The organism is Streptomyces sp. NPDC056480 (assembly GCF_042795405.1).
Lineage (GTDB): Bacteria > Actinomycetota > Actinomycetes > Streptomycetales > Streptomycetaceae > Streptomyces.
This window is the reverse complement of record NZ_JBHTSA010000067.1, coordinates 19,938-41,426: the sequence shown is the minus strand read 5'-3', so window position 1 is coordinate 41,426 and position 21,489 is coordinate 19,938. Positions and strand designations below refer to the sequence as shown.

At 71.3% G+C, this 21,489-nt stretch carries 22 protein-coding genes; 9 read left to right on the top strand and 13 right to left on the bottom strand.

From position 1 onward, the window contains the following. Positions 1 to 75 precede the first annotated feature (75 nt). The 4 genes from ACFQ79_RS26135 to ACFQ79_RS26120 all read left to right on the top strand — a co-directional run bounded on the left by ACFQ79_RS26135 (position 76) and on the right by ACFQ79_RS26120 (position 4,645). Positions 76 to 987, top strand: coding sequence for a Tat pathway signal sequence domain protein (locus tag ACFQ79_RS26135; RefSeq protein ID WP_383587650.1), 912 nt, complete (start codon positions 76 to 78; stop codon positions 985 to 987). Positions 988 to 1,061: 74 nt separating this feature from the next. Then, positions 1,062 to 2,438, top strand: a complete 1,377-nt coding sequence (locus ACFQ79_RS26130; protein WP_383587647.1) for a copper amine oxidase — start codon at positions 1,062 to 1,064, stop codon at positions 2,436 to 2,438. A 110-nt stretch (positions 2,439 to 2,548) separates the two neighbouring features. After that, the gene (locus ACFQ79_RS26125; RefSeq protein ID WP_383587644.1) at positions 2,549 to 3,832 is read left to right on the top strand and encodes an SAV2148 family HEPN domain-containing protein; all 1,284 of its coding nucleotides are present in this window, start codon (positions 2,549 to 2,551) and stop codon (positions 3,830 to 3,832) included. A gap of 87 nt (positions 3,833 to 3,919) precedes the next feature. Further along, the gene (locus ACFQ79_RS26120) at positions 3,920 to 4,645 is read left to right on the top strand and encodes a 3'-5' exonuclease (RefSeq protein ID WP_266970295.1); all 726 of its coding nucleotides are present in this window, start codon (positions 3,920 to 3,922) and stop codon (positions 4,643 to 4,645) included. Positions 4,646 to 4,655: 10 nt separating this feature from the next. Here ACFQ79_RS26120 and ACFQ79_RS26115 read toward each other — a convergent pair whose 3' ends face one another. Further along, positions 4,656 to 5,480, bottom strand: coding sequence for an alpha/beta fold hydrolase (locus ACFQ79_RS26115; protein ID WP_383587641.1), 825 nt, complete (start codon positions 5,478 to 5,480; stop codon positions 4,656 to 4,658). A 47-nt stretch (positions 5,481 to 5,527) separates the two neighbouring features. Beyond that, complete coding sequence (locus ACFQ79_RS26110; protein WP_383587638.1) at positions 5,528 to 6,385, bottom strand: phosphotransferase; 858 nt, start codon at positions 6,383 to 6,385, stop codon at positions 5,528 to 5,530. A 165-nt stretch (positions 6,386 to 6,550) separates the two neighbouring features. Here ACFQ79_RS26110 and ACFQ79_RS26105 point away from each other — a divergent pair, with 165 nt between their 5' ends. The 5 genes from ACFQ79_RS26105 to ACFQ79_RS26085 all read left to right on the top strand — a co-directional run bounded on the left by ACFQ79_RS26105 (position 6,551) and on the right by ACFQ79_RS26085 (position 11,037). After that, entirely contained in the window at positions 6,551 to 7,495 is a 945-nt protein-coding gene (locus ACFQ79_RS26105) for a carbohydrate ABC transporter permease (protein WP_383587635.1), read from the top strand. After that, on the top strand, positions 7,492 to 8,334 hold the full coding sequence (locus ACFQ79_RS26100) for a carbohydrate ABC transporter permease (protein WP_383587632.1): 843 nt from the start codon (positions 7,492 to 7,494) through the stop codon (positions 8,332 to 8,334). Before ACFQ79_RS26105 ends, ACFQ79_RS26100 begins: the two co-directional genes overlap by 4 nt. Further along, on the top strand, positions 8,331 to 9,626 hold the full coding sequence (locus ACFQ79_RS26095; RefSeq protein WP_383587629.1) for an ABC transporter substrate-binding protein: 1,296 nt from the start codon (positions 8,331 to 8,333) through the stop codon (positions 9,624 to 9,626). Before ACFQ79_RS26100 ends, ACFQ79_RS26095 begins: the two co-directional genes overlap by 4 nt. Before the next feature lie 152 nt (positions 9,627 to 9,778). Beyond that, complete coding sequence (locus tag ACFQ79_RS26090) at positions 9,779 to 10,336, top strand: DUF1697 domain-containing protein (protein ID WP_383587626.1); 558 nt, start codon at positions 9,779 to 9,781, stop codon at positions 10,334 to 10,336. A 74-nt stretch (positions 10,337 to 10,410) separates the two neighbouring features. After that, positions 10,411 to 11,037, top strand: a complete 627-nt coding sequence (locus ACFQ79_RS26085) for a DsbA family protein (protein ID WP_383587623.1) — start codon at positions 10,411 to 10,413, stop codon at positions 11,035 to 11,037. A gap of 105 nt (positions 11,038 to 11,142) precedes the next feature. On the opposite strand, the gene ACFQ79_RS26080 is transcribed toward ACFQ79_RS26085, so the two are convergent. From ACFQ79_RS26080 to ACFQ79_RS26030, 11 genes are all read right to left on the bottom strand, one after another. Then, positions 11,143 to 11,997, bottom strand: coding sequence for a D-alanyl-D-alanine carboxypeptidase family protein (locus ACFQ79_RS26080; protein WP_383587620.1), 855 nt, complete (start codon positions 11,995 to 11,997; stop codon positions 11,143 to 11,145). Positions 11,998 to 12,191: 194 nt separating this feature from the next. Further along, a complete protein-coding gene (locus tag ACFQ79_RS26075) occupies positions 12,192 to 12,935 on the bottom strand; it encodes a sirohydrochlorin chelatase (protein WP_383587617.1) in 744 nt (247 codons plus the stop codon). Positions 12,936 to 12,946: 11 nt separating this feature from the next. Next, positions 12,947 to 13,834, bottom strand: coding sequence for an ABC transporter permease (locus ACFQ79_RS26070; RefSeq protein WP_266970309.1), 888 nt, complete (start codon positions 13,832 to 13,834; stop codon positions 12,947 to 12,949). Next, complete coding sequence (locus tag ACFQ79_RS26065) at positions 13,821 to 14,615, bottom strand: ABC transporter ATP-binding protein (RefSeq protein WP_383587612.1); 795 nt, start codon at positions 14,613 to 14,615, stop codon at positions 13,821 to 13,823. Before ACFQ79_RS26065 ends, ACFQ79_RS26070 begins: the two co-directional genes overlap by 14 nt. 55 nt (positions 14,616 to 14,670) lie before the next feature. Next, positions 14,671 to 15,780 carry an aliphatic sulfonate ABC transporter substrate-binding protein gene (locus tag ACFQ79_RS26060; RefSeq protein WP_383587609.1) on the bottom strand — a complete coding sequence of 370 codons (1,110 nt, stop codon included), beginning with the start codon at positions 15,778 to 15,780 and terminating at the stop codon, positions 14,671 to 14,673. A 205-nt stretch (positions 15,781 to 15,985) separates the two neighbouring features. Continuing rightward, complete coding sequence (locus ACFQ79_RS26055) at positions 15,986 to 17,329, bottom strand: sulfate adenylyltransferase subunit 1 (RefSeq protein WP_209497425.1); 1,344 nt, start codon at positions 17,327 to 17,329, stop codon at positions 15,986 to 15,988. Then, positions 17,329 to 18,264, bottom strand: coding sequence for a sulfate adenylyltransferase subunit CysD (cysD, locus tag ACFQ79_RS26050; protein ID WP_383587606.1), 936 nt, complete (start codon positions 18,262 to 18,264; stop codon positions 17,329 to 17,331). Before cysD ends, ACFQ79_RS26055 begins: the two co-directional genes overlap by 1 nt. Continuing rightward, on the bottom strand, positions 18,261 to 18,842 hold the full coding sequence (gene cysC / locus ACFQ79_RS26045; RefSeq protein ID WP_383587603.1) for an adenylyl-sulfate kinase: 582 nt from the start codon (positions 18,840 to 18,842) through the stop codon (positions 18,261 to 18,263). The genes cysD and cysC overlap by 4 nt, the downstream gene beginning before the upstream one ends. Further along, the gene (locus ACFQ79_RS26040) at positions 18,824 to 19,531 is read right to left on the bottom strand and encodes a phosphoadenylyl-sulfate reductase (protein ID WP_383587600.1); all 708 of its coding nucleotides are present in this window, start codon (positions 19,529 to 19,531) and stop codon (positions 18,824 to 18,826) included. Before ACFQ79_RS26040 ends, cysC begins: the two co-directional genes overlap by 19 nt. Beyond that, a complete protein-coding gene (locus tag ACFQ79_RS26035) occupies positions 19,528 to 19,707 on the bottom strand; it encodes a hypothetical protein (protein WP_078944884.1) in 180 nt (59 codons plus the stop codon). Before ACFQ79_RS26035 ends, ACFQ79_RS26040 begins: the two co-directional genes overlap by 4 nt. Further along, complete coding sequence (locus ACFQ79_RS26030; protein WP_383587597.1) at positions 19,704 to 21,401, bottom strand: nitrite/sulfite reductase; 1,698 nt, start codon at positions 21,399 to 21,401, stop codon at positions 19,704 to 19,706. Before ACFQ79_RS26030 ends, ACFQ79_RS26035 begins: the two co-directional genes overlap by 4 nt. Between the last annotated feature and the right edge of the window lie 88 nt (positions 21,402 to 21,489).

Here is a 21,489-nt window from a genome sequence, read left to right as displayed (position 1 = left end):
AGAGGCGCAACCTCCTAGGACTTCGCCCCGTCCTACCGGGTGACCGCAGACCTAGAGGGGGAATGAGGGGGAAGTGTGTACGAAATAGCACGCCGTCACCTGGGGAAGGTGGTGGCGGGAGCGGCCATGGCGGTGACGGGAACCGCCGTCGCGGTCGCGATCAGCCTGCCGGGTCCGGCGGGAGCGGACGACACGCCGGGCGGCCGCGCCGCCGCCGGGGCGGGGACGGCCGGAACCGTGGGGGCGGCCGGAACCGCGGGATCGGCCGGAGCCTCCGCCGCGACCGGACAGGGGGGCGCGGACGGAGCACAGGGCGGCGACGCGCAGGCACAGGGCGCCGCGCCCCCGCCGGCGACCGTGGTCCCCGCGGCGGCCGAGGGGGAGAAGGGCGTGGGCAGCGACCCGCTCACCGACGACGAGCTCACCCGGGCCGAGACGCTGGCGCTGACCGCGCCCGGCGCCGCGGCCCAGCAGAACGTCGAGGGCGGCCGGGGGCCCCAGCACCTGGGCACCGTTCTCGCCGACCCTCCCCCGGTCTCCGACCGGGGGGACCCCCAGCCGGGGGACGGCACGCGCCGCGCCGAGGTCCGCCTCTACGACTACGGGCGGGACGAGCTCATCACCAGGACCGTCAACCTCGCCACGGGGAAGGTGGAGAAGTCCGTCGCGCAGCGCGGGGTCCAGCCCTCCGCCCACCCCGAGGAGCTGCGCGAGGCCCTGGAGCTGATCCTCGCGAGCCCGCTCGGCAAGGGCGTCAAGGAGGACTACGAGGACGCCACCGGCAAGGAGCTCACCTCCACCGCCCAGTTGTGGTTCAACGGCGACCTCTACCGCACCTACCGCGAGGCGAACGTGCCCGCGCAGCTCACCCGTTGCGGCGAGCACCGCTGCGTACGGCTCGTCACCAAGGTCCTCAACGGGGCCTGGATCGACACCCGCGACCTGATCGTCGACCTCTCCGCGAGGACCGTCACCCGCGTCGGCTGACCACCGCCGCCGGTCCTCTCCCGCCGTACCTCGCGGACGGCGGGCCCGAACTCCGTACGAGGGAGTACGTTCCCATGTCCACCCCGCACAGCCCGTCCACCCGGCGACGGCGGCGCACGCGCGGCGCCTTCCTGACCGCGGCCGTCCTGCTGGGCACCGCGACCGCCGCCACCGCTCCGGCGACCGGGGCCACCGCGGCCCCCGCCCCCGCCCCGGCCCCCACGCGCACCCTCGCGGTGCCGCCGCCGTCCTCGACGCGCCCGCCCGTCGCACCCGACGCCGACTGCTCGAAGGCCTACCGCATCACGCAGAAGCTCGACGGAGGCGCCACCTGGCGCATGTGCTGGCGCTACGACACCGACGCCGGCCTCACGCTCGACAAGGTGACCTACCAGCCACCCGGCGCGGCCGCCCCGATCAAGGTCCTCACCAGCGCCCGGCTCGCCCAGATCCACGTGCCCTACGACGACGGCGTCGCCGAGTACGACGACCTCACCGGCGCGGGCTTCGGCTGGGGCCTGCAGAACCTCAAGCCGGCCGAGTGCCCCGGCGGCACCGTCACCACGGTCAAGGTGCCCGAGGTCGGTCAGATCAAGGGTCTCTGCACCACCACGCGGGCGCGTGGCCACGCCTACCGCATGGCCAGCGACAACGGGAGCAAGGTGTACCAGGCGCAGGCCAAGGACCTGCTCGTCTACACGGTGAACAAGGTCGGCTGGTACGAGTACATTTCCGAATGGCGCTTCTCCGCCGACGGCACCATCGGCGCCAACGTCGGTGCCACCGGCAGCCTTTCGCCCGTCGACTACAACGCCACCGACGGCCGCGGCTGGCCCATCGGCAAGGGCTCCCGCGCCTACGCCACCAGCCACGCCCACAACGTCTTCTGGAAGCTGGACTTCGGTCTCGACGGCTCCACCAAGGACCGCGTCGAGCAGTTCGACTCCACCGTCACCGCGCCCGCCCCGGGCGGCGGTGGACCGACGGTGAAGACCAAGCGCACCGTCGTCACCAAGGAGCTCGCCGGCGACGCCAAGAACATGCGCTGGTGGCGGGTGGTCAGCGGCACCGGCAAGAACGCCGACGGCCACGCCCGCTCGTACGAGATCGTCCCCGGCCACACCGACACCCACGCCGGGCGCGGCTTCACCAAGCACGACGTGTACTTCACACAGGCGCGCGCCTGCGAGAAGTTCGCCAGCAACAACATCGGCGGCTGCGCGCCCAACGCCGGTGACAGCGTGGACAAATGGGTCAACGGCGAGACTCTGACCAAGCCGTCCGTCTGGGTCAACATCGGGTTCCACCACATCGCCCGGGACGAGGACCAGCAGCCCATGCCGGTCCACTGGCAGGGCTTCCAGCTCGCCCCCAGGGACGTAACCGCTATGAATCCGCTCACTCCGTCCGATCTCGCCTCCCAGAACGGGCAGCCCGATCTGGGGAGTTGAGGAAGGAGCCTGACGATCCTGCTGCACCGCCTCCCGCTCGCGGAGTACCCTTCCTTGATCGTTGTCGGACCGGTCGACACGGGCGTCCAGGAGCAGAAGGCGGTGCGCGGGTGAGCTCGGGAGGTCTGGAGCTGCCCCCAGGGGATCCGGGTCAGGAGAAGGGTCCCGCCGGCCCCGCCGAGGCCCCGCCGGGCGCGGCCGCGCCGCCGGGCGCCGCGCCGCCCGGCACCGTCGCCGTGGCCCGGCCGGTGGAGATAGGCGCCGAGCTCGACTGGGACGCCGAGGCCTGGAGCGAGGTCCGCACCCGCGCCCAGCGCGCGGGACGGGCCTACATCTGGCTGAACCTCGTCGAGCAGCGGCTCCGTGCCGTGGTCGCCGCCGTCCTGCGGCCCGTGTACGAGCCCGTGCACGGCGAGGAGTGGGTGGTGGCCGCGGCCGGCCCGGCCGGCCAGGAGTGGGTGCAGCGGGCGGTCGCCGTGCGCGAGGTGTCGCGCCGCAAGGGCTATCTGCTCGACCCGGCCGACGACAACGTCCTGAGCTTCCTCACCCTGCCGCAGCTGCGCGAGCTGATGGTGCAGCACTGGCCCTGCTTCGAGCCCTACTTCGACGACCGGCGGGAGGTCGAGCTCGCCCTCGACGAGCTGGAGGTCACGCGCAACGTGGTCTCCCGCAACCGGGCGCTGTCGCTGACCGTCCTCGCCCAGTCGGAGCGGGCCTCGGCCCGCATCCTGGAGATCCTCGGCAGCGGCGCCGGGGTGCCCTCCGCCGACCGGCTGCCCGTGGACGCGGTCGAGGACCTCGTCGGGGACCGGTACGCGGACGTGGTCTCCGTCCACCCCGACCGGGTCCGGCTCCAGCGGCAGCTGCCGGCCGAGGACCTCTTCGGCGGGGCCCGTCGCCTCGACGCCACCGGCATAGGTCTCAACCTGCTCGTGCAGAACTTCTCGGGGCGTCGCATGGTCAGGCTCGCCGAGTCCGGCTGCCGCACCCGGCTCCTCTTCCTCAACCCGGCCAGCAGCGCCGTGAAGCGCCGCGAGCGCGAACTCGGGCTCAAGAAGGGCGAGCTGAGCCGCTCGGTGGAGATGAACATCCTGCACATGCGCCGGGTCCGCTCCAAGCTCCGGGACCCGGGCGCCTTCCAGATCCACGTCTTCGACGAGACGCCCCGCTTCACCGCCTATCTGGTCGACGGCGACGGGCCGGACGGGGTCGGCGTCGTCCAGTCCTATCTGCGCCGCGCCCGGGGCATGGAGGCGCCGGTGCTCGTCCTGCGGGGCGGCGGGAGGAACGTGGTGCGGCACGGTCAGGGCATGCGTGACGGCGATCACGGACTTTTCGAGACATACCGGGAGGAATTCGAGTCCGTCTGGCTCGATTCCCGACCCGTCTCCTGACCCTTCGACGGGGGAGGCCGGGAGCGTTGTCAGTGGTGCGTGCGAGGGTGGTCAGCACCACGGGGGAGATCACGTAAGGAGGACCCGATGGCTTGGCACGGCGAGACGCTGGTCGGCTTCGACCTGGAGACGACCGGCACCGAACCGCTGGAGGCCCGGATCGTGACGGCCTCGATCATCGAGGTCGACGGCGGGGGACACGTCACGCGCCGGCGGGACTGGCTCGCCGACCCGGGCATCCGCATCCCGGAGCAGGCCTCCGCGATCCACGGCATCAGCACCGAGCGGGCGGCCGCCGAGGGCCGGCCGGTGCGCGAGGTCGCCGACGAGATCGCGCAGGCCCTCGCCGAGTACTGGGAGGACGGCGTCCCGGTCGTCGCGTACAACGCCTCCTTCGACCTGACGCTGCTCTCCGCCGAGCTGCGCCGGCACGGACTGCCCTCGCTCAGCGAGCGGCTCGGCGGCGTCCCCATCGGGCCCGTCGTCGACCCGTACACCATCGACCGGGCCGTCGACCGCTACCGGCGCGGCAAGCGGAACCTGGAAGCGGTCTGCGGGGAGTACGGGGTGGTGCTCGAAGCCGCCCACCAGGCCGCCGCCGACGCGCTCGCCGCCGTCCGGGTCGCCGTCGCGATAGCCGAGCGGCACCGCCAGGTCGCCGAGCTGAACCCGGCCGAGCTCCATGAGCGCCAGATCGGCTGGTACCGCGCCTGGGCCGAGAACTTCCAGGCCTTCCTGCGCCGCAAGGGCGACGCGGAGGCGGTCGTCGACTCCACGTGGCCCCTGCGCGAGGCGGTCGCGGCGGCGGTCTAGCACCGACGCGTCAGGAGTTCTCCTTCAGGAAGGAGAGCAGCAGGTCGTTCACCCGCTCCGGCCGGTCCAGCGGGAACCAGTGGCCCGCGTCCTCCACGCGCTCGTAGCGCCAGGGACCGGAGACGTGCTCGCCGGTGTCCACCATCTGCCGCTCGCCGAGGAAACGGTCGCCGGTGGACCAGACGCCCATGACCGGTACGGACAGCGGGGGAAGCACCGGGGGCTCGCCCAGCTGGGTCTCGATGGACAACCCCGACCGGTAGATCTGGAGGGCGGCGGTCAGCCCGCCGGGAGCGCGCAACGGCTCCAGGACGGCCTCCGCCTCCGCGTGGTCGTCCAGCATCTCGCGCATCCGCGCGAAGTCCTCGCGCGAGAGCCACTCCTCGGCGAGTCCCTCGTGCTGGAACATCGACAGGTGCCACAGGCGCTGCCGCTGCTCCCAGCCCGCGGCGAGGATCGCCGCGAGGTTGCCCACCGACATGAGCGTCGCACTCGCCACCCGGTCGGGTACGACCTGCGCGATGCCCTGCGCGAGTCCCGAGCCCCAGTCGTGGCCGACCACGTGGAACCGGTCGATCTCCAGCCGGGCCAGCAGCTCCAGCACATCGCCGACGTGCTTGGCCGGGTGGTACGCCTCCGGACCGCCCTCCGGGCGGTCCGAGGCCCCGAAGCCGCGCAGCGTCGGGGCGACCGTCGTGAACCCGGCCGCGTTCAGCGCCGGGATCTGATGACGCCACAGACGGTGGCTGTCGGGGAAGCCGTGCACGAGCAGCACGGCCGGTCCCTCACCGCTCACCTCGACGTCGAGCGTCACCTCGGACAGTTCCACGCGCATCCCAACACCCCGTTCTCGGACCCCGGTTCGGTCAGGACCTCATGATGTCAGAACGGATACCAGCGCACCTCGGGGTCGCCGTCCCGCAGCGAGGCCACCCGCCGCTCGAATTCGGCCAGCGCCTTCGGGTTCGTCGGCGCGTGCTGCGCCACCCACGCACAGCTCGCGGTCTCCCGCGCCCCGCGCAGCACCGCGCATCCCTCCCACTCCCGCACGTCCCAGCCGTACGCCTCGGTGAAGGCCTCGTACGCGGCCGGGTCCAGGCCGTACCGGTCCCGGGAGAGCGCGAGCACCACGAGGTCGTGCTCGCGCAGATCCGAGGAGAAGGTCTCCAGGTCCACCAGGACCGGTCCTTCGGGGCCGACGTGGACGTTCCGGGGGAGCGCGTCGCCGTGGATCGGGCCGGGCGTCAGGTGCGGCGTCAGCGCGGCCGCCGCCGGGGCGAAGGCATCGCGCCGCTCCCGCAGGAAGGCCGCGTCCGCCGGGTCGATCGCGTCGCCCGCGAGCCGCAGCCATCGCTCGACCCCGCCGAGCAGCTCACGGCGCGGCAGGGTGAAGGCCGCCGGCTCCGGCAGCGCGTGGATCCGCCGGAGCAGCGGCGCCAGATCACGGGGCTCCGCGGGCCGTACGGCCTCGGGCAGCCGGTGCCAGAACGTGAGCGGGTGCCCCTCGACCAGCCGCGGCTTCTCCTCGGCGGCCCGCACCGCCGGGACCCCCGCGTCGGCCAGCCAGGCGGCCAGCGCCAGCTCCCGCTCCGCCCGCTCGAACAGCTCGGCGTCCCGGCCCACCTTCACGGCGAGATCGCCCACGGCGAAGACCGCGTTCTCCCCGAGGGCCAGCAGCCGTGCCTCCGCGACCGGCAACCCCGCCGCGGCCAGGATCTCCCGCGCCCGCGCCTCGTCCATGGACCTCTCCCTACCTGTGTGATTGAGCCAAAGTCTCCCATCCGCGCAGCTCACCGCGCAGATCGCCTTGACCGGCCCCCGGGCCGTCAGCACCATGGCGGGGTTCCCACGGCGGTGCGGGTCCCCCGGCCGGAGTCCGGGGACGGGCGGACGGGGGTCGAATCGGTGAGCTCGCTGACCGCGACGAAGCGGCCGGGCCGGACGCGCACACCGCGCGCCACCCACGGGACACGCCCGCGCGGACCCGACTTCGGCGCCTGGTTCCTGGTCCTCCCGGCGCTGCTGCCGATCCTGGTCCTCAGCGTCGGCCCGCTGCTCTACGGCATCGCGCTCGCCTTCACGGACGCCCAGTCCGGACGCACCCGGGCCACCGGCTGGGTGGGCACGCTCAACTTCCAGGACCTGCTGCACGACACCCTGTTCTGGGACTCGTTCCGCATCGGCGCGGTCTGGGCCGTCGGGGTCACCGTCCCCCAGTTCCTGCTCGCGCTCGGCCTCGCCCTCCTGCTCGACCAGAAGCTCCGCTTCCGCTGGCTGGCGCGGGCCCTCGCGATCGTTCCCTGGGCGATGCCGGAGGTCGTCGTCGGCATCATGTGGCGGCTCGTCTACAACCCCGACGCCGGCATCCTCAACGAGACGATCCGGAACCTCGGCCTCGGCGAAGGCCGCGACTGGCTCTCCGGCCTCGCCACCGCGCTCCCCGCCGTCGTCCTCGTCGGCGTCTGGGCCGGGATGCCGCAGACCACCGTCGCCCTGCTCGCCGGACTCCAGAACACCCCGCACGAACTCCACGAGGCCGCCGCCCTCGACGGCGCCGGAGCCTGGCGCCGCTTCCGCGTCGTCACCTGGCCCGCGCTCAGACCGGTCGCCCTCGCCATCACCGCCCTCAACCTCATCTGGAACTTCAACTCCTTCGCCCTGGTCTATGTGCTGACCAACGGCGGACCGGGCGGCCGGACCCGGCTCCCCATGCTCTTCGCCTACGAAGAGGCCTTCCGCTACGGACAGTTCGGCTATGCCGCCGCGATGGGCTGCGTGATGATCGCCGCCGTCTCGGTGCTCATCGCCCTCTCCCTCGTACGACGGCTGAAAGGGGACCAGGACCGGTGAGCGCCCTCCGGACGAGCAGACCCGCGCGACTCGGCCAGTACGCGGCCCTGCTCGCGTATCTGGTCTTCCTCGCCTTCCCCTTCCTCTGGCTGGTCTCCACCGCCTTCAAACCCGCCCCCGAGCTCGCCTCGCTGCACCCCACCTGGATCCCGAAGGACCCCACGCTCGCCAACTTCCGGCAGGCCTTCGACGAGCAGCCGCTGCTCAGGGCCGCCGGGAACAGCCTGGTCGCCGCGGTCGCCGCCGCCGTGATCGCGGTGGCCGTCGCGACCCCGCTGGCCTATGTGACGGCCCGCCACCGGGGCAGGCTCGCCTCGGCCGCGACCGGCTGGGTGGTGATCAGCCAGGCGTTCCCGTTCGTCCTCGTGATCATTCCGCTGTTCCTGATCCTCAAGAACCTGCACCTCGTGAACAGCGTGCTCGGCCTCGTCCTCGTCTACGTGGTCTGGTCGCTGCCCTTCGCCCTCTGGATGCTGACGGGATACGTCCGGGCCGTGCCCGCCGAACTGGAGGAGGCCGCCGCCGTCGACGGCGCGGGCCGGCTCCGTACCCTCGTCTCGGTCACCGCCCCGCTGCTCGTCCCCGGCATCGTCGCCACCGCCCTCTTCGCCTTCGTCACCGCGTGGAACGAGTTCTTCTTCGCGCTCGTCCTGCTCAAGACCCCGGAGAAGCAGACCCTGCCGGTCGTCCTCACCCACTTCCTCGGCGCCGAGGGCGTCGCCGACCTCGGCCCGCTGGCCGCCGCGGCCTTCCTCGCCACCCTCCCCTCCCTGGTCGTCTTCGGCCTCCTCCAGCGACGGATCACCGGCGGGACGCTGGCCGGGGCGGTGAAGTCATGAGACGACGGATCCTCACCCTCACCGCCGCGCTCGCCCTGCTCGTCACCGGCTGCACGGCGGGGAACGACGCCCCCCAGGACGGGGTCGTACGGCTCCGCTTCCAGTCCCTCGCCTGGCAGAAGGAGTCCGTCGACGCCAACCGCCGGCTGGTGGAGGAGTGGAACGCCACCCACCCCGACGTCCAGATCGACTACGTCCAGGGCAGCTGGGACTCCGTCCACGACCAGCTCCTCACCTCCTTCGAGGGCGGCGAGGCGCCCGACATCATCCACGACGCCTCCGACGACCTCGCCGACTTCGCCTACGGCGGCGACCTCGCCGACCTCCGCCCGCTGCTGCCCGAGCGGCTCCGCGCCGACATCCCCGCCCGCAGCTGGCAGACCACCACCTTCGGCGAGGGAATCTACGGCGTGCCGTTCCTCCAGGAACCGCGCGTGATCATCGCCAACCGGAAGATCCTCGAATCCTCCGGCGTCCGCCTCCCCACCCCCGCGGAACCCTGGACCTGGACCGAGTTCCGGCAGATCGCCCGGGACCTCACCCGCACCATGGGCTCCGGCCGGTACGCCGTGGCCTGGCCGCTCAAGGAGCCCGTCTCCGTCAGCCTCAACCTGGGGCTCTCGGCGGGCGGCCGGCTCTTCCACCGGGAGGCCGACGGCCGGGTCGCCATCCGCTTCACCGAGGCCGACGCCGTCGTCCCCGGCACGATCCACGACCAGGTCGTCACCGACCGCACCGCCCCGCGCACCACCCTCGGCAGCGGCGGCTCCGACACCCTCCCCGGCTTCTTCGCCGGCAGGTACGCCATGGTCCCGCTGGGCTTCGCCTACCGGCAGCAGATCGCCCAACAGGCCCCCGAGGGCTTCGAGTGGACGGTCCTGCCCGCCCCCGCCGGAGACGACGGACTCACCCAGGGCGTCTCCCCGCAGACCCTGTCGATCGCCGCGGACAGTCCGTACAAGAAGGAGGCGGCCGCGTTCCTCGACTTCTTCCTGCGGCCGGAGAACATGGTGCGGCTCGCGCGCGGCGACTGGATGCTGCCCACCGGCACGACCGCGCTCGCCGACCCCTCGCTCCACACCGCCCGGGACGGCTGGGCGACGGGGGCCGCGGTGGCCGGGCGGCTGCGGCCCGCGCCGGCGCAGTCGGTGCGCGGTTACCCGGAGTGGAAGGACAAGGTGGCCACGCCCGCCTTCCAGGAGTACTACAGCGGCGCCATCGACGGCGCCGAGCTCCGCAGGCGTCTGGTGACGGACGGCAACCGGGTGCTCGCCCGCTATCAGCGCAAATGACGCTTTCACCAGGGGTTCGTCATTACGAAGCTTTGTTGAATAAGTCACAGATGGGTGAAGGGTCTTCTCGCCGATCCCCTTGATCGGACAGTGTTCGAACCGGCCACCGCGCCGCCCCCCACGAGGCGCGGTGGCCCGCCTAGATTTGACCCATGACGACGAAGACGTACGCGGCCCTGCTGCGCGGCATCAACGTGAGCGGACACCGCAAGGTCCCCATGGCGGAGCTCCGGCCCCTCCTCGAAGGTCTCGGGCACACGAACGTCCGCACCTACCTCCAGAGCGGGAACGCCGTCTTCACCACCGACTCCGGCACCGGGGAGGACGAGCTCGCCACCGCGCTCGAAGACGCGATCGAGGAGCGGTTCGGCTTCCGCGTCGACTGCCTCGTCCGCGGCGGCGACTACCTGGCGGCGGTGGCCGAGGCCTGTCCCTTCCCGGCCGCCGAGCTCGAGGGCAAGCAGCTCCATGCCATCTACTACTCCGGCCCCGTCGACCCCGAGCGCTTCGCCGCGATCGACCGCGAGGCCTATCTCCCCGAGGACTTCGCCCTCGGCGACCGCGTGCTCTACCTCTACGTCCCCGACGGCCTGGGAAGGTCCAGGCTGGGCGACGTGGTCTCCCGTCCGGCCGTGGTGAAGGGGCTCGTCGCCACCGCCCGGAACTGGAACACCGTGGTCAGGCTCATCGAGATGACCAAGGAGGACTGACCGCCGAGTGGCCCACTCCGAGGGGGCGCGATTGGACCACTGGGGCAGGCCAATGAATGGCTAGATTTCTCGGCATGACGCACACCGAGACCACGCCCCGGCCCGCCGTCGACTTCTACTTCGACCCCGCCTGCCCCTTCGCCTGGATCACCTCACGGTGGATCCTGGAGGTCGAACGCGAGCGGGACATCGACCTCCGCTTCAAGGTCATGAGCCTGTACCTGCACAACGAGGGCAACACCCTGCCCGACTGGTACCGCGCACTCGTCGACGCCTCGATCGGACCGGTCAGAGTCGCCGCGGCCGCCGCCGAACGCCACGGCGAGGAGATCCTGCGCCCGCTCTACACCGCGTACGGAACCCGCATCCACGAGCAGAAGCGGCAGGACTTCGACGCCGTCGTCGCCGAGTCGCTCGCCGAGCTCGGCCTGCCCGCCGCACTCGCCGCGGCCGCCCACGACCCGGCGTACGACGAGGCCGTCCGCCGCAGCCACGACGCCGGCAAGGACCCCGACGCCGACGCGTACGTCGGCACCCCCACGATCCACGTCGACGGCACCGTCTGGTTCGGCCCGGTGCTGCGTGCCGTCCCGCGCGGCGAGCGCGCGGCCGAACTCTTCGACGGCTTCCGGGTCCTCGCCGGCCACCCGGACCTCTTCGAACTGAAGCGGACCCGCACGGGCGGCCTCGACTTCGGCTAGCGGGTGTCCGGCGGAACACGGCGAAGGCCTGCCTCCCGACGAGCGGAAGACAGGCCCGGGGCGGGACCGGCGCCGTCGTGGGCCGTTCACCGCCGATCACGCGAACTACCTGGCGAAGCCGTAGTCCAGCAGCTTCTTGACGTCGGCCGCCCGGTTCGTCTCGCTCGACGAGGCGAGCACCGCACCGATGACCGTCTTGCTGCCGCGGGTGGCCGCGAAGACGAGGCAGTACTTGGCCTGCGGGCCCGAACCGGTCTTCACGCCGATCGCGCCGCTGTAGGTGCTCAGAAGCTTGTTCGTGTTGGTCCACGACATGTACCGGTAGCCGCCGGTCTTCGTGGTCACCTTCTGCTTCGTGGACTTCGTCTTGACCACGGTACGGAACGTGGAGTTCTTCATCGCACTGCTCGCGAGCTTCGTCAGATCGCGAGGAGTCGAGTAGTTGCTCCCATTGCTTATTCCGTCGAAGGAGTCGAAGTGGGTGTTGCGCATGCCGAGGTTGCGGGCCTCGGTGTTCATCTTCCCGATGAACGACTTGATCCGGGCGGCCCGCGTGGTGCCGGTGCCGAACTTGTCGGCCAGCGCGTAGGCCGCGTCGCAACCCGACGGCAGCATCAGGCCGTAGAGGAGCTGCCGGACCGTCACCTTGTCGCCGACGATGAGACGGGCGGACGAGGCGTTCTTGGAGACGATGTAGTCGCTGTACGCCTTCTGGATCGTGACCTTGGAGTCGAGGTTCAGGCCCCGCTGCGCCAGGACCACCTTCGCGGTCATGATCTTCGTGGTCGAACCGGTCGACCGACGGGTGTCGGCGGCCTTCCCGAACAGCGTGGTGCCCGTCCCGTTGTTCATGACGAAGCCGCCCTGGGCGGTGATCGACGGGGTGGGCGGCGCGGCGTACGCCTGGCCCGTGAAGAGGCCGCCGGCCAGTACGGCCGAGGCCGTGATCGTGACGGTCACGGCTCTGCGTACGCCGAGTGTCGAAGTGATCAAAGTCTTCTGCCCTTGGTAGGAACCGATGTCATCCGGGCACGCAAAGGCCCGGCGCACAGAAGACGCACGAGAGGGGCCGATGGATGCACGGCACGGGCATGAAGTTGCTCGCATCCGCCGACCGGCCGAATTGTCGGACAGGTTCCCGGGGAGTTCCCCCTCTAGGCCGAGTGGGCCACGGCGACGCGGGCCGCGTGGGCGGCGTCGTAGCGCTCGAGGAGCAGCCGGGCCAATTCCGGGGAGGGGCCCAGGACATCCGCCAGGACGTCCGCCTCCGCCGCGCCCGCCGCGATGCGGTCCGGGAGACGCCCGGGGGCGATGACATACGGGGCGACGGCCACCCGGCGGACGCCCGGCTCGGCCCGCAGGGCCCGCACGGCGTCCTCCGTGCGGGGCAGGGATGCGGAGGCGAACGCGGGCCGCACGGAGCACCAACCGGTGCGCCGCAGCTCCCGCGCCGTTTCTGCGATCACCGCGATCGCCTCCGGGTCGGTGGAGCCCGCCGAGGCCAGGACGACCCCGGTCGCGCTCTTGTCGCCGGGCGTGAGCCCGGCCTCGTACAGCCGCCGTTCCACCGCTTCGATGAGCAGCGGCGAGGGTCCGAGGACCTCCGCCTGGCGGATCCGCAGGGACGGCGGAGCCTGGCGCAGCACGGCGGGGATGTCGGCCTTCGCGTGGAAGGCCCGGGTCAGCAGCAGCGGCAGCGCCACCACGTCCCGTACGCCGTCGGCGGCGAGCCGGTCGAGCACCCCCGGAACCGACGGCAGGTTGAAGTCCAGGAACGCCGTCTCCACCCGCAGCTCCGGCCGCAGCGCACCGGCCCGGCGCACCAGCGCCTGGACGGTCGCCGCGTGCCGCGGATCGCGGCTGCCGTGGGCGATGACGAGAAGGACAGGTCGGTTCATGGCGGATCGGCTCACTTCACCAGCAGGCCGCGGCTGCGGAGCACCCAGCGCTCCAGCGGGCTGAAGATCAGCAGGTCGATCGCGATGCCGACGACCAGGATCAGCAGGATCGCGAGGAACACTCCGGGCAGGTCGATGTTGTTGCGGCCGTTCTCCAGCAACTGGCCCAGGCCCAGGCCCAGGTCCGGGGAGGAGGCGATGATCTCGGCGGCCATCAGCGAACGCCAGGAGAAGGCCCAGCCCTGCTTCAGACCGGCCAGGTAGCCGGGCAGCGCCGCCGGAAGCGTCACGTGCCAGGTGCCCCGCAGGCCGGTGGCGCCCATGGTGCGGCCGGCCCGCAGGAACAGCGGCGGGACCTGGTCGACGCCGGAGACCAGACCGTTGGCGATGGACGGGACGGCACCCAGCAGGATCACCGTGAACATCATCGCGTCGTTCAGGCCGAACCAGAGCACGGCCGGCGGCACCCACGCCACCGACGGCAGCGACTGCAGGCCCGACAGGATCGGGCCGATCGCGGCGCGCACGAACTTCACCCGGGCCACGAGCAGGCCCAGCGGGGTGCCGATGGCGAGGGCCAGCAGGAAGCCCGCCAGACCCCGGGACACGCTGGTCCAGATGACCTCGAGCAGGGTGCCCTGCAGCCACATGTCGGTCAGACCGTCCCACACCGCGGACGGCGCGGGCAGCTTGGTCTCCTCGGTGATCTTCGCGGAGACGAGGATCTGCCAGACCGCGAGGACCAGGACGACGGCGAGGGTGGGCGGGAAGACCTTCTTGAGGAGGACCTCCCGGACCGGGGTGCGGCGGATCTCGACCGCGTCCAGGGCGTCGAGTCCGGCCTCCAGACCGGCGAGGTCGTCCTTCTTGACCGTCGCGGCGGTGTCAGTGCTGGCCATGGCGGCGGATCTCCCCACGCAGGTGTTCAGTGATCTCAAGGGACAGCTCGGCCACGTCCGCGTCCTCGATGCGGCGCGGCTGCGGGATGCCCACGGTCCATTCCTTCGCGACCCGGCCCGGGCGGGAGGAGAGGAGGACCACCCGCTGCGCGAGGCGCACGGCCTCGCGCACGTTGTGGGTGACGAACAGGACCGAGAGGTTGGTCTCCTCCCAGATACGGGTGAGCTCGCCGTGCAGCACGTCACGGGTGATGGCGTCCAGGGCCGCGAACGGCTCGTCCATCAGCAGCAGCTGGCTGTCCTGGGCCAGCGCCCGGGCGAGGGCCACGCGCTGCCGCATGCCGCCGGACAGCTCGTGCACCCGCTTCCCGTACGCGCCGCCGAGCCGGACCAGTTCGAGCAGCCGCTCGGCCTCCGGCCTGCGCTCGGCCTTCGCCACCCCGCGCAGCCGCAGGGCCAGTTCGATGTTCTTGCCCGCGGTCAGCCACGGGAAGAGGGCGTGCTCCTGGAACATCAGGGCCGGCCGGCCGCCCGGGGTCTCGATGGACCCCTGGGTCGGCCGGTCGAGTCCCGCGACCAGGTTCAACAGGGTGGACTTGCCGCACCCCGAGGCCCCCAGGATGGTGACGAACTCGCCGGGCGCGACGTCGAGAGTGACGTCGTCCAGGACGAGCTGGGTACCGGCCGGGCCGGAGAAGGACTTCGAGACGTGCTCGATCCGGGCGGCGTGCGTCTGCTCCGCTACGGTGCCCTCGGCAGCCTTGGCGAACGTCGTGGCCATGGTCGTCACCTCCTGGGGTTACGGATTCGCGGTCTGTCGTGTCGGCTCGGCGCGGTTACTTGACGCCGAGACCGGCGTCGGAGACCTCGGGCTGGCCGGCGGCCTTCAGCACCTTGTTGAGGAGCTTCAGGTCGTAGATGCCGGACAGCTCGGGCTGCTTGATCAGCTGGGCCTTGACCGCCCACTCGGACTGGGTCTTGAGCGTCGCGGCCAGCGGGTCGTTGGTGATCGCGATGCTCGGCCACGCCGGGTCGATGACCTTGGCGTCGAGTGCCTTGCCGCCGAGGGACTTCAGCGCCGCGTTGGCGGACGCCTTCGCCTTGTCCGGGTTGGCGTTGATCCACTCGTTGGTCTTCACCGTGCCCGTCAGCACGGCCTCGACCACGTCCGGGTGCTCCGTGAGGAACTTCTGCGACACGATGATGTTCGTGATCACGAACTTCTTGTCGGGCCACAGGGAGGTCTCGTCGAGGAGGACCTTGCCGCCCTGGGAGACCAGCTTGGAGGCGGTCGGCTCGGGCACCCAGGCGCCGTCGATGGAGCCGGACTTGAAGGCGTCCGGGGTCACCTTGTTGTCCGTGCGGACGACGGAGACGTCACCCTTGCCGGACTCCGGGTCGACCTTCCAGCCCTTCTCCGCGATCCAGTTGAGGAGCGCGACGTCCTGCGTGTTCCCCTTCTGAGGGGTGGCGATCCGCTTGCCCTTGAGGTCGTCCAGGGTCTTGATCTTGTCGGGGTTCACGACCAGCTTGACGCCGCCGGAGGCGGAGCCGGAGATGATCCGCAGGTTCGAGCCCTTGGACTTGACGTACGCGTTGATGGACGGCGAGGGGCCGATGAAGCCGATGTCCAGGGAGCCGCCGTTGAGCGCCTCGATCTCGGACGGGCCGGCGTTGAAGGTCTGCGGCTTCAGCGTGGTGCCGCCCAGCTCCTTCTGGATCAGGCCGTCCTGGACGCCGATCAGCGCGGTCGCGTGGGTGAGGTTGGGGAAGTACCCGAGCCGTACGGTGTCGGCGGAGAGCTTCTTGCCCTCGGCGGCCACCTTCTTCTCGTCGTTCTTGGCGTCGGAGCCGTAGCCGCACGAGGCGAGCGCGCCGATCAGCAGCGGCAGGGCGGCGGCGGCGGCGAGGCCGCGGCGCAGGGTGGTACGGGTGGTGGCAGGCACGGGAGGTTTTCCCCTCGATTCAGCGTCTTCGAAGTCTGCGTCTATGTCGTTCGGGGTGGAGCGGGTGGAGCGGGGTCGCACCGCGCATGCGGCGCGTCGAGGTCAGCACGCACATCGCGCGACGCCTCCCATGCCTGCGCCGAGGGCGCCGGAGCCCACTCGGCCGCCTTCCTTCGCGAAGGTGGCGTAGACGTTCTCTCTCATCTCAGAAGTCCCATCCTTCTTCGTCCTCGACGACCGCGACGGCCTTGGCGGTGGCGAAGGACTCGCCCGCCATGCCCGCCGCGAGCGTCGTGCCGTCAGCGGGGTCGATCAGCAGGAACGAACCGGTGCGGCGCGAGTCGGCGTACGCGTCGAGCGCGAGCGGCTCGGCGGTGCGCACCACGACCCGGCCGATGTCGTTGGCGACCAGCTGACCCGGGTTCGGGTGCTGCGAGAGGTCGTCCAGGGTCAGCCGCGAGGGGATCTCCTTGACGATCGCCTTGACGGTGCGGGTGGTGTGCTTCAGCAGCACCCGCTGGCCGACGGCGAGCGGGTGGTCCGCCACGTGGCAGACGGTCGCCTCGATGTCCTGCGTGGTCGGCGGGGCGTCACCGCTCGGGGCGAGCAGGTCGCCGCGCGAGATGTCGATGTCGTCGGCGAGCCGGATGGTGACCGACTGCGGCGCCCAGGCGATGTCCACGGCCTCGCCCAGCGCGTCGATCCCGGTGATCGTGGAGGTCTTCCCCGACGGCAGGACGGTGATCTCCTCGCCGACCCGGAAGGCACCGGCCGCGATCTGACCGGCGTAGCCCCGGTAGTCGGGGTGCTCGGCGGTCTGCGGGCGGATCACGTACTGCACGGGGAACCGCGCGTGGCAGGCCGTCAGGTCGTGGCTGACCGGGACGGTCTCCAGGTGCTCCAGGACCGTCGGGCCGCCGTACCAGTCCATGTTCGCGGACGGCTCCACGACGTTGTCGCCGGCCAGCGCCGAGATGGGGATCGCGGTGATCTCCGGGACGCCGAGCTCGGAGGCGTACGTCGTGAACTCCTCGGCGATCGCGGCGAAGACGGGCTCCCGGTACTCGACCAGGTCCATCTTGTTCACGGCCAGGACCACGTGCGGCACGCGGAGCAGCGCGGCGACGGCCGCGTGCCGGCGGGTCTGCTCGACCACGCCGTTGCGGGCGTCGACGAGGACCACGGCGAGCTCGGCGGTGGAGGCGCCGGTCACCATGTTCCGGGTGTACTGCACGTGCCCGGGGGTGTCGGCGAGGATGAAGCGGCGGCGGGGCGTCGCGAAGTAGCGGTAGGCCACGTCGATGGTGATGCCCTGCTCGCGCTCGGCCCGCAGACCGTCGGTGAGGAGCGCCAGGTCGGGAGCCTCCTGGCCACGGGAGCGCGAGGCGTGCTCCACGGCCTCCAGCTGGTCGACCAGCACCGACTTGGAGTCGTGGAGCAGCCGGCCCACCAGGGTGGACTTGCCGTCGTCGACGGAGCCGGCGGTGGCGAAGCGCAGCAGGGTGGTGGCCGCCAGCTGCTCGGTCAGCTGCTCGGTGGACGTGCTCATTAGAAGTACCCTTCGCGCTTGCGGTCTTCCATCGCTGCCTCGGACATCTTGTCGTCGGCGCGGGTCGCGCCCCGCTCGGTGAGCCGGGAGGCGGCGATCTCGGCGATGACGGCGTCCAGCGTGGTGGCGTCGGAGTCGACGGCGCCGGTGCAGGACATGTCGCCGACGGTGCGGTAGCGGATCAGCCGCGTCTGCGTGGTCTCGGACTCCTTCGGGCCGCCCCAGTCGCCGGCCGTCAGCCACATGCCGCTGCGGGCGAACACCTCGCGCTCATGGGCGAAGTAGATCTCCGGGAGCTCGATCTTCTCGCGCTGGATGTACTGCCAGACGTCCAGCTCGGTCCAGTTGGACAGCGGGAAGACACGGACGTGCTCGCCGGGGGCGTGGCGGCCGTTGTAGAGCTGCCACAGCTCGGGGCGCTGGCGGCGCGGGTCCCACTGAGAGAACTCGTCGCGCAGCGAGAACACCCGCTCCTTGGCGCGGGCCTTCTCCTCGTCGCGGCGGCCCCCGCCGAAGACGGCGTCGAAGCGGTGCTGCTGGATCGCCTCGGTGAGCGGGACGGTCTGCAGCGGGTTGCGGGTGCCGTCGGGGCGCTCGCGCAGCTTGCCGGCGTCGATGTACTCCTGCACGGAGGCGACGTGCAGCCGCAGGCCGTGCTTGGCGACGGTGCGGTCGCGGTACTCCAGCACCTCGGGGAAGTTGTGCCCGGTGTCGACGTGCAGCAGCGTGAAGGGGATCGGCGCGGGGGCGAAGGCCTTCAGCGCCAGGTGCAGCATGACGATGGAGTCCTTGCCGCCGGAGAAGAGGATCACCGGCCGCTCGAACTCGCCCGCCACCTCACGGAAGATGTGGACGGCCTCGGACTCGAGGGAGTCGAGGTGCGACAGCGCGAACGGATTGTCGGTGCTGTCGTGAACATGAGCGACGGTGGTCACAGCAGACCCCTCTCGGTGAGCAGCGCGTGGAGCTGCGCCGCGGACTCCTGCACGGTCTGGGTGTGGGACTCGATCCGCAGATCCGGGTCGCGCGGCTCGTCGTACGGGTCGTCGACACCGGTGAGGCCGCTGATCTCGCCCGCGGCCTGCTTGGCGTAGAGACCCTTCACGTCGCGTACGGAGCAGACGTCCACCGGAGTGGCGACGTGCACCTCGACGTAGGGGGTGCCTTCGGACGCGTGGCGCTTGCGGACCGCCTCGCGGCTGTCCTCGTACGGGGCGATGACGGGGACGAGGGCCTTCACGCCGTTGGAGGCGAGCAGCTCGGCGACGAACCCGATCCGCTGCACGTTGGTGTGCCGGTCCTCGCGGCTGAAGCCGAGGCCCGCGGAGAGGAACTCGCGGATCTCGTCGCCGTCCAGCACCTCGACCCGGTGGCCCTCCTCGCGGAGCCGGCCGGCCAGCTCGTACGCGATGGTGGTCTTGCCGGCGCTCGGCAGGCCGGTGAGCCAGATGGTGGCACCCGTCACGTGCTTCTCCTGAACTTCCTGAGTGTCCGTCATCCGTGCAGCCCGCATTCGGTCTTGCCGCGTCCCGCCCAGCGTCCGGCGCGGGCGTCCTCGCCCTCCAGGACGCGACGGGTGCAGGGGGCGCAGCCGACGGAGGCGTAACCGTCCATCAGGAGCGGGTTGGTGAGGACGCCGTGCTCGGTGACGTACGCGTCGACGTCGTCCTGCGTCCAGCGGGCGATGGGGGAGACCTTGACCTTGCGGCGCTTCTCGTCCCAGCCGACGACCGGGGTGTTGGCCCGGGTGGGGGACTCGTCGCGGCGCAGACCGGTCGCCCAGGCGCTGTACCGGGTCAGGCCCTCTTCGAGGGGCTTGACCTTGCGCAGCGCGCAGCACAGGTCGGGGTCGCGGTCGTGGAGCTTCGGACCGTGCTCCGCGTCCTGCTCGGCCACCGTCCGACGCGGGGTCAGGGTGATGACGTGGACGTCCATGATGGCGTCCACGGCGTCACGGGTGCCGATGGTCTCCTCGAAGTGGTAGCCGGTGTCGAGGAAGACGACGTCCACGCCGGGCCGGACCCGCGAGGCGAGATGGGCGACGACCGCGTCCTCCATGGAGGAGGTGACGCAGAAGCCCTCACCGAAGGTGTCCACGGCCCAGCGGAGGATCTCCAGTGCGGAGGCGTCCTCCAGATCACGGCCGGCCTGCTCGGCGAGTGCCTTGAGGTCGGCCGTGGTGGCGTCCTGAGTGAGCGTCATATCTCTTTCCCTCCAGGGGTGTTGCCTGAAGTGCCGGGGGCGAGCAGCCCCAGGAACTTCAACTGGAAGGCTCGGCTGCACGCGGCGCATTCCCAGGCGCCGTGACCCTGCTCGTTGGGACGCAGGTCCTCGTCGCCGCAGTAGGGGCAGTGGAACGGTGCGGCACGCTCGCTCATGAGAGGGACTCCTCCGAGGCGCGGGCCGCCCAGGTCGCGAAGCGCTCCCCGGTCTCGCGCTCCGCCTGGAAGCGCTTGAGGACCCGCTCCACGTAGTCGGGGAGCTCGGCCGCGGTGACCTTGAGGCCGCGGACCTTGCGGCCGAAGCCGGCCTCCAGGCCGAGCGCGCCGCCCAGGTGCACCTGGTAGCCCTCGACGCGGTTGCCGTCGTCGTCCAGGACCAGCTGGCCCTTGAGGCCGATGTCGGCGACCTGGATGCGGGCGCAGGCGTTCGGGCAGCCGTTGATGTTGATCGTCAGCGGCTCGTCGAACTCCGGTACGCGGCGCTCCAGTTCGTCGATGAGCGAGGCACCGCGCGCCTTGGTCTCGACGATCGCGAGCTTGCAGAACTCGATGCCGGTGCAGGCCATCGTGCCGCGCCGGAACGGGGTGGGGTTCACCCGCAGGTCGAGGGCCTCCAGCGCGGCGACCGCCGAGTCGAGCTGGGCCTCCTCGACGTCGAGGAGGATCATCTTCTGGTCCGCGGTGGTGCGCAGCCGGCCGGAGCCGTGCTGCTCGGCCAGGCCGGCGATCTTGGTGAGCGTGGCGCCGTCGACCCGGCCCACCCGCGGGGCGAAGCCGATGTAGAACCGGCCGTCCTTCTGCTGGTGCACGCCCATGTGGTCGCGCCACTGGCCGGCGGGCTGCTCGGGAGCGGGGCCGTCGGTCAGCTTGCGCTGGAGGTACTCGTCCTCCAGGACCTGGCGGAACTTCTCCGGGCCCCAGTCGGCGACGAGGAACTTCAGGCGGGCGCGGTTGCGCAGCCGCCGGTAGCCGTAGTCGCGGAAGATCGAGATGACGCCCTCGTAGATGTCCGGGACCTCGTCGAGGGAGACCCAGGCGCCGAGGCGGACGCCCAGCTTGGGGTTGGTGGAGAGGCCGCCGCCGACCCAGACGTCGAAGCCGGGGCCGTGCTCCGGGTGGTGCACGCCGACGAAGGCGATGTCGTTGATCTCGTGCGCCACGTCGAGCTGCGGCGAGCCGGAGATCGCGGACTTGAACTTGCGGGGCAGGTTGGAGAAGTCCTTGTTGCCGACGATCCGACGGTAGATCTCGTCGATCGCGGGCGTGCCGTCGATGATCTCGTCGGCCGCGATGCCGGCCACCGGGGAGCCGAGGATGACACGCGGGGTGTCGCCGCAGGCCTCGGTGGTGGACAGGCCGACCGCCTCCAGGCGGTTCCAGATCTCGGGGACGTCCTCGATGCGGATCCAGTGGTACTGGACGTTCTGCCGGTCCGTGATGTCGGCGGTTCCCCGGGCGAACTCCTCGGAGATCTCGCCGATGACCCGGAGCTGCTCGGTGGTCAGCCGGCCGCCGTCGATGCGGACGCGGAGCATGAAGTACTCGTCGTCCAGCTCCTCCGGCTCCAGGACACCCGTCTTGGTGCCGTCCAGACCCTGCTTGCGCTGGGTGTAGAGGCCCCACCAGCGCATGCGTCCGCGCAGGTCGTTGGGGTCGATGGAGTCGAATCCGCGCTTCGAGTAGACCGTCTCAATACGTGTCCGTACGTTGAGACCGTCGTCGTCCTTCTTGAACTGCTCATTGCCGTTCAGGGGGGTGAAGTGCCCCACGGCCCACTGACCCTCGCCACGGTGGCGCCCGGTCTTGCGGCGTGCGGCGGCGGGAGTGGGGTTTTCCGGGGTGGCGGCCATGGCGTCTTGTCCTTCGGGACTGCGAGAGGGCGGCTCTGACCTGCACACTGGCGCTCAGGTCGGAGGGTGGCGCGTCAGTGCGCAGCAA